Annotated in this window: 8 protein-coding genes and 2 pseudogenes; 2 read left to right on the top strand and 8 right to left on the bottom strand. The window is 67.3% G+C overall.

What is annotated here, in order from left to right; all coding sequences use genetic code 11:
- Positions 1–48 precede the first annotated feature (48 nt).
- A pseudogene (locus EDC29_RS17700) lies at positions 49–567 on the top strand (transposase family protein); the annotation flags it as partial.
- 171 nt (positions 568–738) lie between these two features.
- Here the strand turns inward: EDC29_RS17700 and EDC29_RS12735 are convergent.
- From EDC29_RS12735 to EDC29_RS17525, 5 genes and pseudogenes are all read right to left on the bottom strand, one after another.
- On the bottom strand, positions 739–951 hold the full coding sequence (locus EDC29_RS12735) for an entericidin A/B family lipoprotein (RefSeq protein ID WP_338086186.1): 213 nt from the start codon (positions 949–951) through the stop codon (positions 739–741).
- 578 nt (positions 952–1,529) lie between these two features.
- Positions 1,530–3,224 carry a diguanylate cyclase gene (locus EDC29_RS12730; RefSeq protein WP_132230213.1) on the bottom strand — a complete coding sequence of 565 codons (1,695 nt, stop codon included), beginning with the start codon at positions 3,222–3,224 and terminating at the stop codon, positions 1,530–1,532.
- Positions 3,225–3,254: 30 nt separating this feature from the next.
- Positions 3,255–3,629 carry a response regulator gene (locus EDC29_RS12725; protein WP_123140479.1) on the bottom strand — a complete coding sequence of 125 codons (375 nt, stop codon included), beginning with the start codon at positions 3,627–3,629 and terminating at the stop codon, positions 3,255–3,257.
- Complete coding sequence (locus EDC29_RS12720; protein WP_132230211.1) at positions 3,626–6,253, bottom strand: CHASE domain-containing protein; 2,628 nt, start codon at positions 6,251–6,253, stop codon at positions 3,626–3,628. Before EDC29_RS12720 ends, EDC29_RS12725 begins: the two co-directional genes overlap by 4 nt.
- A 421-nt stretch (positions 6,254–6,674) precedes the next feature.
- Positions 6,675–6,828, bottom strand: a pseudogene (locus EDC29_RS17525) (IS481 family transposase); the annotation flags it as partial.
- Between EDC29_RS17525 and EDC29_RS17695 the strand changes: the two are divergent.
- Complete coding sequence (locus EDC29_RS17695) at positions 6,791–7,480, top strand: IS1 family transposase (RefSeq protein WP_123140530.1); 690 nt, start codon at positions 6,791–6,793, stop codon at positions 7,478–7,480. The pseudogene EDC29_RS17525 and the gene EDC29_RS17695 sit on opposite strands and share 38 nt — an antisense overlap.
- On the opposite strand, the gene EDC29_RS12705 is transcribed toward EDC29_RS17695, so the two are convergent.
- The 3 genes from EDC29_RS12705 to EDC29_RS12695 form a co-directional block, all read right to left on the bottom strand.
- Positions 7,443–9,668 carry a copper-transporting P-type ATPase gene (locus EDC29_RS12705; RefSeq protein ID WP_132230209.1) on the bottom strand — a complete coding sequence of 742 codons (2,226 nt, stop codon included), beginning with the start codon at positions 9,666–9,668 and terminating at the stop codon, positions 7,443–7,445. The two genes, EDC29_RS17695 and EDC29_RS12705, sit on opposite strands and share 38 nt — an antisense overlap.
- A 20-nt stretch (positions 9,669–9,688) precedes the next feature.
- Positions 9,689–9,946: an SHOCT domain-containing protein gene (locus EDC29_RS12700; RefSeq protein ID WP_190288018.1), complete on the bottom strand. Its 258-nt coding sequence runs from the start codon at positions 9,944–9,946 to the stop codon at positions 9,689–9,691.
- Between the two features lie 222 nt (positions 9,947–10,168).
- A complete protein-coding gene (locus tag EDC29_RS12695; protein WP_123140482.1) occupies positions 10,169–10,459 on the bottom strand; it encodes a hypothetical protein in 291 nt (96 codons plus the stop codon).
- Between the last annotated feature and the right edge of the window lie 90 nt (positions 10,460–10,549).

Below are 10,549 nucleotides of genomic sequence, written 5' to 3'. Positions count from 1 at the left end.
ACCATTTCCGGATCGACGTGTATCGCGGCGCGCACGGTCTGCGTTGGCTGTGCGCTGCTGGGGATGAGCGTCAGCGGCTATCGGGCCTGGCCGCGCGGCGGCCAGCGCCAGGGGGGTGAGTGACGCGCAGCTGGCGCTGCTGCCGCAGGGCATCCACGCCGAGACTGGTGGCGCCTACGGCAGTCCGCGGATAGCGCGGGCACTTCGCGCCCATGTCCTGAGCGCCGGGAAGGCGCGCGTGGAATGGCTGTTGCGTGCGCACGACGGGCGACGGGGGTGTCACCGGCATCGCGACCGCGTCACGACCGACTTGAGCTACCGTCTTCCCGTGGCCAAGAACCTGCGTGCTCGCCCGTGACTTCCGGCCCAATGCCCCGAACCCGCCGACATCACTGAACTCTGCACTGACGAGTGCTGGCGCTATCTGGCCGTCGTCCTCGACCTGTTCAACCGCGAGGTCGTCGGCGGGTCATCAGCGCCCTCGACATGGCCGATGCCCGGCGCCGACCGCCACCGGGGCACTCCGGCCGGGGTAGCCAGTACGTCAGCCACGCCTTCCAGCATCGATGCCTTCTACAGGCGCAAGCGACTGCACTCGACACTCGGCGATCGTTGCCTCGTCGAGTTCATGCAGCATTGGCAGGCGAGCCAGAGTCACGACCAGACGACCGCATGAGCCCAACCCCTTGGGGGACGGACCAAAAAGCGGGGAAGCTCAATCTTGGCCTCCGTGCCGACTCACATCTCTTTCTTGACGTCCCTGGCCGCATCGCTCACGGCATCACCGCCGCTTTGGATATCCTTGCCGGCGCCCTCGATGGTATTACAGCCGGGCAAGCCGACCAGCGCGATCAGAAGAATCAGTGCTACGAGCTTTTCCATCACCATCACCTCTTGTGTGTCTATGCCATCCGTTGGTGTTGAGCCACCGTCGGTCAATCCTGTTGCCATCGGTTTCCAAGGGGGCGGCGCAGGCCTATCGACGACCTTCAGGCATCGGTTTCTTGCGTCGCGGGTTGGGGCGTGTGCAAGTCACTCCGAGGGGACTCGGGGGCATCTGCGGGGTTGGTGTCTGCCAAGGATCGCAACCCGTGATGTGGACGCTATGCCGAATAGGCAGCTTCTTCAGTGCGTTAGCGAACTTAAGACGGTGTTTCGTCCGGTCTGAGCGTGTTCTCCTCGCAAAGCTCGGCAACCTCGGCGCGTAGCCGTCACAGCGCCATTTCCTCGGGTATCACCGCCTTGCCTGCGCTCGCCACCGGCTTGCCGGCCTTGCTGCGCCCAGTTGCGCACCCTCTGCTCCACCAGGCCCATCTCGCGTGCGCCCCGACTACACCGGCTTGACCACCTGCTCCTTGCACTCCCGCGCGTATCTCCGCTGCGGGATCTTCTGCCGCGTGCTCTCCAAACGGGATGCGAAGGTACGCGACAGATTCAGCATGAAGCCGGCTCATGCCGCTCGATGGGCGCTGTTGTGAGCGTTGTCGCGTCGCTGAACCCTGAGGCTATCGGTTTCAGGATTCGTGCCGTCAAAGAGGCGCCGCTAATTCTTTGTCTCCGTTGGCGCACACGACGCGATTGCGCCCGAGTCGCTTGGCCTGGTAGAGCGCCGCGTCGGCGGTTGAGGTCAATGCGATGCTGGAATAATGGTCGTCAAGCTCGGCGAGTCCGGCACTGAAGGTGCACTGAAAATGGCCGCTTGCGTTGGGCAGACGCAGCAGGGCGAATTGCTCGCGCAGGGCGTTCATGACCTTCTCGGCCGCGGCGATCGTGGTGTCGGGCATCAGCACCGAGAATTCCTCGCCGCCATAGCGGCCGATGACGTCGTGGCGTCGCAGACGTTTGCGCAACATCTGCGCCAGACTTCTGATGACCCGGTCGCCAACGGGATGACCATAGGTGTCGTTGACCTGTTTGAAATGATCGATGTCGAGTATGGCGAGCACAAGTGGAGCGTCGCTTCTGCTCGAGCGGGCGACCTCGGTCTCGAGATGCAGGTCGAAAGCGATGCGGTTCAGCAGTCCCGTCAGACTGTCCTGACGGATGAGCGCGGTGAGCGAGCGGAAGCGTGAGACACGCAGCTCGACCGCCCTCACCAGATCGACGTCCGGGATGGGCTTGGTGAGGAAGTCGTCGGCACCCGTCCCCATCGCGGACAGTTGCTGCTGGCGATCGGATTCGCCGGACAGAAAGACGATGGGGATGCCGGCATGGCGCTCCTCCTGCCGTACGACGCGTGCGGCCTCGATGCCATTGCAGTCGGGCATGTAGAGATCCAGCAGGATCAGCTCGGGCTCGAACGTGGCGATGCTGTCGAGCAATGCGCTCGGCTCGCTGATCGCGTATGCCAGCATGCCCGCGTCTCTGAGCACCGCCACGTAGTAGTCTCCCAGTGGCACCGAGTCGTCGAGGATCAGCACACGGTAGGGGTCGGAGGCGTGCGTGCAGGTCAGCTTGTCGAGCAGGTCGGCCAGACTATGGACGTCGATCGGTTTGGACAGACAGGCATCGGCGCCGCTGCGCACCGCGGCCAGGCGGCTGTCCCAGTTCCAGTGACTGGACACCATGATGAGTGGAGGCTCGGTGCCGGTCCGGTTTGGCGAGGTGCTGGATGGGGTTGCCGATACCCCCCCTTCGGGAAGGGGCGAGCAATCCGAGACGATCGCCCGAATCCGCTGCGTCTCCAACACCGCTCGAGCCCGTGCTAATGACTCGCACCAGATGACATCCCAGCCGTAGTAGCCAAGTTGCTCCACCAGGTCTTCGGCACTCGCCCGATCCTCTTCGATCAGCAGCAGACAGGAGGGGGCCTCCCCCCTGGTCTCCGCCGGGATCGGTTCGAGGCGTGCCGGCTCGACCGCTGCGGCGGTCTCGAGGGCCTCCGGGATCTGCAACGCATACCGTCTCAAGGCCTTGAGGCGGGCACCGATGCGCTCGAGCAGCTCCAACCGGACGGATTCTTCTTCGCTCTGGTCGAGGCGCTCGAGCACGTCCTCGATCTCCCTGGCCTGGTCGCCGAGCCCGGGCTGCCCGAATGTCCCCGCGGTTCCGGCCAGGCTGTGCACCGGCCGGTGAAATGCCTCCAGGGCGGCCGGGCGGCCTGCTGTCTCAAGCACATGCGACCAGCCGCGCTCCAGTTCATCGATTCGTTCCGGAAGCTCCGCGAGGAAGCGCTCCCGCATTCGGCGCAGTCTCTCGCCACGGCTCGTCTGAGATGTCGACATGAGCGCCTCCATGATGGCTAAGAGATGGGGTCAGGCAGCCGAGTGCCCCAGGAGGGCGCGAATCTCATCGCCCAGGCGCATGGGGTCGAAAGGCTTGGAGATCACTCCGAGCGCCCCTGTCGCTGCGAGCTGCTCGCACTCTTTCGGTTGGACCTTGGCGGTCATGAAGATGACCGGGGTTTGGGCCAGATGGGGTAGCTGGCGCAGCCGTTGGAGCGTGGTCGGACCGTCCATGCCCGGCATCATGACGTCGAGCAGGATGAGGTCCGGCGCGAGTTCGGGCGCGCGGCTCAGCGCCTCGTCCCCGGATGCGCACTGGGTCAGCCGAAAATCCTCCTCCAGCGCGAACTCGGCGATCTGCCGGATATCGGACTCGTCCTCGATGTGCAGAATGTGCAGTGTCATGGCGTGCTCCTGGGATTCGGATCGTCCTCGTTTGTCGGTGCGGGGCTATCCGCGCGGTCTTCGCTCCATTCGGGCAGATCGAAGTAGAAGGTCGTGCCCCCGCCTGCCCGAGAGGTATAGCCGATGCATCCATGGTGTCGCTCCAGGATCGCTTTGGTGATCGAGAGCCCCAGGCCGGTTCCGCCCTTTTCGCGGCTATCGGAGCTGTCGGCCTGGGCGAAGCGTTGGAAGATGTGATCCTTGAAGGACTCGGGAATGCCTGGGCCCTGGTCCTCGACCAGGGCGCGGAATCCTTGTGCGTGACGCCGCAGCCCGATCTGGACCTCCCCGCCTTGAGGCGAGTATTTGACCGCATTGGAGATGAGGTTGGCGAAGACCTGCAGCATGCGATTGTCGTCCGCCAGCACCGGGGCGCGCTCGAGCTCCACACGACCCGTGAGCTTCACCTGGAGCTGGCGGGCGTAGCCCTCGTTGGCCTCCAGTGCCTGGCGGGCGAGGGCGGCGAGATCGGTGGGGTGGAGATCGAAGTGCATGCGCCCGGAGGCGATCTTCTCGAGATCGAGGATGTCGTCGATGAGCAGGGTCAGGCGCGCGCTGTTGCGCTCGGCCATCTCGAGCATGGTGCGAACCTTCTCGGGCAGGGTCTCGGCGTAGCGACCGACCACCAGCCCGAGCGCGCCGCGGATGGAGGTGACGGGCGTGCGCAGCTCGTGACTGACGGTCGAGATCAGCTCGCTCTTCATGCGCTCGAGCTGCTTGCGCTCGGTGATGTCGCGGATCATGCCGATGAAGAAGGGCCGGCCGCCGCGCTCGATGCGCGAGACCGCCAGTTCCATGGGGAAGACGGTGCCGTCCTGGCGCCGTCCCTTGAGCTCGCGGGTGACGCCGATGACCCTTTTGTCACCGGTGCGCAGGTGGTGGCTCATGTAGCCGTCGTGGCCGCTGCGATAGGGCTCCGGCATCAGCATGCTGAGGTTGCCGCCCACCACCTCGGCGGCGGTATAGCCGAAGATGCGCTCGGCGGCCGGGTTGAAGGAGATCACCGTGCCGTCGGGACCGGCGGTGACGATGCCGTCGATCACATTGTCGAGGATGGCCTGGGTGTGCTGCGACTGGTCCCTGAGCGCCAACTCCGCCTGCCTGCGCGCGGTGATGTCGGTGAAGACCGCGTAGACCTGGTACACCCCGGCGCCGGAGGCGTCCTGCCTGGGGTAGGCGTCGACCTGGACCCAGCGCCAGGGGGTGGCGCGGGCGTGACGGATCCCCATCACCACGCCGGTGACGGGTGCGCCGAGCCGCAGGGCCTGGATGACCGGGTAATCGATGCTGGAAAAGGCGCCCCCGTCCTCGCGAACGACCTGCCAGAGCGAGTCGATCGAGGTGAGCTCGCGCATCTGCTCCAGGGCGGCGCCGAGGATGCGCTGGGCGGCTGGATTGGCATCCAGGATGCGGCCCTCGGCGTCGTGGATGACCACACCCTGGCCCAGGTGCAGGAAGACCGAGCGGAAGCGCTCCTCGGACTCCTGGCGTCGCGCCGTCATCTCCTCGGCCAGTGCCAGCGCCTGAGCGCGGCGGTCCAGCAGCAGCCGGGTCACGGCGAACAGGGCCAGACTGATGCCGATACCCAGTCCCAGCACCAGCCAGATGGTCGCCAGGTCGGTCTCGGCGGCAAAGCCCGGCCGGCTGTAGAGGTTCAGGGTCCAGGTGCGGCCGTAGGCCTGAATCCGCTGCAGGCCGGTGTGGCTCGGGTTCGGGTTCGGCTCCGGGTCGTGCTGCTCGACGGAGTCGTACATGAGGGCGTCCGGATCGGTGCCCTCGCCATCGTAGATCCTGAAGTCGATCGCCAGGCTGCGCTTGCCGAGGATCCCGGCCATGAGGTCGTCGACCCGATAGGGGCTGTAGACGAAACCCCGCAGCGCCGCCCAGCGCTCCGCCGCCGTGTCGAGGGGCAGACCGGGCCGATAGATGGGGACGTACATGAGGAATCCGGCCTGTTCCCTGCCGTGAGTCTCCTGCACCAGCCGGACCTTGCCCGAGATGGTGGTGGCGTCGGTGTCCACGGCCGCCTGCATGGCCGCGCGGCGGATCTCCTGCGAGAACATGTCGTAGCCGAAGGCCGCCAGGTTGCGCCCGGAGAAGGGCTCCAGATAGACGATGGCGGTATAGAGCGCACGCTCGCCGGGCGGCTTGAGCCGGTAGTCCGGGAAGCCCTCGGCGCGCACGGCGGCGACATGGGCGGCCAGCTGGTCGGGTCGGACGAGCTGGCTGTAGCCGACGCCGAGGATGCCGGGATAGTTCTCCGTCAGGCGCAGGCGCTCCACATAGGTATGCCATTCCTGGCGAGAGACCGTCTCGCTGGCGTCGAAGAGTCCGGCGCCGCCGAGCAGGATCTGCTCGTGGTCGTGCAGACGCTCGTCGATCGCCTCGCGGATCTCTTGGCTAAGCAGATCGAACTGCCGGTCGGCGATCAGCTGGCGCTGCTCGATCAGCCCCTGCCAGGCCAGCAGGACCGGCAGCAGCGCCGCCAGCAGCACGATCCAGGCGAGATAGCGACGGCTGTTCGTGCTGCTGGGCCGCGCGGACCGGGCGAGGCGCTTCGGGGAGGGGTGGGTTCTGTCTCGCATCCTGATGTCCGCACGTTCCGATGATCCGTTCCAGACGAACAGCGCTTTGCTGTCTTCGGGCCAGGACGCCATCCCGTCGGATTGGCTCCCGGGGCCGCGCTCCATCAGCACGAAATGCCGATGGAAGGCGCCGATCGCAAGAGACGGCCGTTACGTCTCGACGATGAAAGATACCTGTCACCGTGGTTGTCGGTGAGGCGATGAAGCTCTGCTCTGCAAGGTGATGTCTATCCCGGCGCTATGTCTCCCCGCCCCGAACAGCGGGGGATTTTGTGCGCCATTGCTCGCATGCCTGGCGCAGCAGCTGGAAGCTTGTCTCGGCGACGTTCGGCAGCTCGAGCAGGCTGGATGCGAGCGCCTCGCGATCCTTCTCCTTGGCGGCCCTTTCGATTTCCTGCGCCAGTCGTTGGCCGCAGTGCGCCAAAGCTTCCTGCGCCGGCGAGAGCGTCGTGGAGAGTCGGTGCGGGCGGTGCGAGGCGTCCTCGACGTCACTTGTGCACCGTCAGGGGCGAGAGGTTGTAGCGCTCAGCCAAGACCATGGTCGGCAACGTCGAGGTCTGCAGCTCACGACGAATCGCCGGGGTGGTGCAGGCGGATGTCCCTCGACGATCAGGCTCCCGGGCTGTGGACTGTTGCGCGAGCGGTGGCTGCTTCGTGAAGCAGAAGCTCAAGCACCTCGCGGGCTCGGAACAATGGATAGCTTCGACGGGGAATATGATCACACGGGACGTAACAGCTAAAAAAACACCACACCCTCGCGGAGTGATCCTGGAGTGCGACGAGCTGTGGTCCCTTGTCGGAAAACGTCTGAACAAACAGTGGATCTGGCTCGCCATGGATCGCCCGACTCGGCGTATCGTCGGGGTCCATGTTGGCGATCGTACAGAGCGCTCCGCACAGGCTCTGTGGGATTCCATCCCGACGCAATATCAGACTTCCGCTCCCGTCTACCCCGATTTCTGGGACACCTATGCGCGGATCATCCCTGCACGCCGGCATTGTCCCAGTGCGAAGTCCCAAGGGGAGGCCGGACAAGCGCCGCGCTGGAACACCCCGCCTGTCACACGGGGCCCGTTCCAACAGGAAGCGGGAGAGGCGGCCCGGTCGCCCAGGTCGGGCCGAGCGCCCGATGCGCCTGCCCCGCGGCAATCGCGCCAATCCCGGCGCATGTCACAGCTCCCTGCGCATGTCACAGCCGCTCCCGGCTCAGCCGCAGCGCGTTGGTGATCACCGACACCGAGCTGAAGCTCATGGCGGCCGCGGCGATCATCGGCGAGAGCAGCAGCCCGAAGAACGGATAGAGCGCGCCGGCGGCGATCGGCACGCCGAGGCCGTTGTAGCCGAAGGCGAACATCAGGTTCTGGCGGATGTTGCGCAGGGTGGCGTGCGAGAGTTGGCGGGCGCGGGCGATGCCGCGCAGATCGCCCTTGACCAGGGTGATGCCGGCGCTCTCCATGGCGACGTCGGTGCCGGTGCCCATGGCGAGGCCGACCTGGGCCTGGGCCAGCGCCGGGGCGTCGTTGATGCCGTCCCCGGCCATGGCCACGATCCGCCCCTCGGCCTGTAGCTCCTTGACGATCGCGCCCTTGCGTTCGGGCCGCACACCGGCCTCGAAGCGTGCGATGCCGAGCTGCTCGGCGACCGCTGTGGCGGTGGCCCGGTGGTCGCCGGTGAGCATGATCACCTCGACGCCCTCGGCGGCCAGTACCGCGAGCGCCTCGGGGGTGGTCGACTTGATCGGGTCGGCCACGCCGAGCAGACCGACCGCGCGGCCGTCGAGCGCCACCAGCATCACCGTCTGCCCCTGTCCGCGCCGCGTCTCGGCCGCCTCCCGGAGCGGACGTCCGTCGATGCCCAGCCCCTCGAGCAGTGCCGCGGTGCCCACCGCCACCATGCGTCCCGCGACCCGGCCGGTGACGCCCTGGCCGGTGTGGGAGGCGAAGTCCTCCGGCGGTTCGAGCGTGAGTTCGCGCGTCTGGGCGCCGCGCACGATGGCGGCGGCCAGCGGATGTTCGCTCGCCTGCTCCAGACTGGCGGCCAGGCGCAGCAGCTCCGCCTCATCGAATCCGTCCGTGGCCTCGATCGAGACCAGACTCGGGCGCCCCTCGGTGAGGGTGCCGGTCTTGTCGATCACCAGGGTGTCGACCTTGCTCATCAGTTCGAGCGCCTCGGCGTTCTTGACCAGGATGCCGAGCCCCGCGCCGCGTCCGGTGGCGACCATGATGGAGATGGGCGTGGCCAGTCCCAGGGCGCAGGGGCAGGCGATGATGAGCACCGCCACCGCGTTGACCACGGCATGGGCCAGACGCGGCTCCGGTCCCCACAGCGACCAGACGCCGAAGGTGATCAGCGCGACCAGTACCACCGCCGGCACGAACCCGCTCGCGACCCGGTCGGCCAGTCCCTGGATGGGCGCGCGCGAGCGTTGCGCCTCGCTGACCAGCGCGACGATCCGCGCCAGCAGGGTGTCGCCGCCAACCTGCTCGGCGCGCATCACCAGGGCGCCGGTCTCGTTGAGCGTGGCGCCGATCAGCCGGTCGCCGGCCTGCTTGGGCACGGGGACGGGCTCGCCGGAGATCATCGACTCGTCGACCCGGCTGCTGCCCTCCAGCACCACCCCATCGACCGGGATCTTCTCGCCTGGGCGCACCCGCAGCCGGTCGTCTCGGGCGATCCGATCCAGGGGGACGTCCTCCTCGGTCCCGTCCGGGCGAATCAGGCGGGCGGTCTTGGGCGCCAGACCGAGCAGGAGTTTGATGGCGTCGTTGGTGCGTGAGCGCGCGCGCAGCTCCAGCACCTGTCCCAGCAGTACCAGGGTGGTGATGACCGCGGCGGCCTCGAAATAGACCGCGACCGTGCCGTCGGCGCGGCGCATGAGCGCGGGAAAGAGCTCGGGCAGCAGCAGTGCGATCAGGCTGTAGGACCAGGCGACGCTGACGCCGAGCCCGATCAGGGTGAACATGTTGAGATTCCAGGTCACGAGCGAGCGCCAGCCCCGCGCCAGCAGCGGCCAGCCGCCCCAGAGCACCACGGGCGTGGCGAGGAACAGCTCGATCCACTGCACCTGGCGCATGGTGACGCCGGCGGGGAGCCACTGCGGCGCCAGGTCGGCGAGCATGGCCAGCACGAAGAGCGGCAGGGCGAGGGCCGTGCTCACCCAGAACCGCCGGGTCATGTCGGTGAGCTCGGGGTTGGCCGTCTCCCCGGGCGCGGCGGTGCTCGGCTCCAGCGCCATGCCGCACTTGGGACAGTCCCCGGGGTGGTCCTGGACCACCTCGGGGTGCATCGGGCAGACGTATCGGGTGTGGGCGGGCGGCGCCCCGACGGACTCCAGCGCCATGCCGCACTTGGGGCAGTCTCCGGGGTGGTCCTGGACCACCTCGGGGTGCATCGGGCAGGTGAAGGTCTGGCTCATTCGATTCCCCCGTGTCGAGTTCAGTGATCCGCGCCGGTCATGCGCGTGTCCCGAGTCAGCTGCTTGCGCTTGCGCCCGTATTCCTCGGCATCGATCTCGCCGCGGGCGAAACGCGCGTCGAGGATCTCGCGGGCGCTGCGCTCACCGCGGTTCGTGGCCGGTCCCCGTCCCGAGAGGCCCCGCACCAGCCAGACGATCCCCAGGATCAGCAAGCCCCAGAACAGGACCATGCCCAGCCCGTGAATCCCGACGCCCGCGCCAAATCCGCTGCCTATCATGGTGATCTCCTCCGTTTCGAGTGGTGTCGCGGAGCGACGACCGGACGATGGCCGCCCGCTCCAGTCGGTGTGTGACGGCGCGCCGCCACCGGCCTTCGCCTGATTCGCCCATCGCCCCGGGCGCGCTGCGCCGGGGTGAGCATAGCCCGAAGGGTGGCGGTCGCAGGGGCCGCGGGCACGGCGCGGGGGCAGGGAGCCGCACGCCTCGACGGCCAGCCAACCTCAGGGCGCGATGTCGGGGCTGGAGAGGCCCTGATAGGCGTCGAACGATGCCCTTTCGGCCCGCGCCGAGGCATCTGCCCGCTGCGGCACTGGGGAGATGTCCGGGCTGGACATTCCCTGGTGGAAGTCGAAGGGCGCCTGGTCCGATCCGGCCCGGGCGGTCTGGACCACCGGCTGGGGATGTCCGACCTCGAGGTCCGGGTTGCCGGTGCCGAAGGCGCCATAGCTGTGCCCGGCGGATGCCTGGCCGGCGAGGAGCGCGAGCGTGAGTGCGGTCAGTTGAGTCTTCATCGGGTTTAGCCCCTTGCGATTGCAGACGAGATGAACAGGTGTCCCGGATGTCCCGTGATGGCCGATGGCCCAGGGTCAACGTCCTGTCGT

The organism is Marichromatium gracile (genome assembly GCF_004343155.1).
GTDB classification, from domain to species: Bacteria; Pseudomonadota; Gammaproteobacteria; order Chromatiales; family Chromatiaceae; genus Marichromatium; species Marichromatium gracile.
Note: the sequence above shows the minus strand (reverse complement) of the source record. Positions and strands in the feature narration are given on the sequence as shown.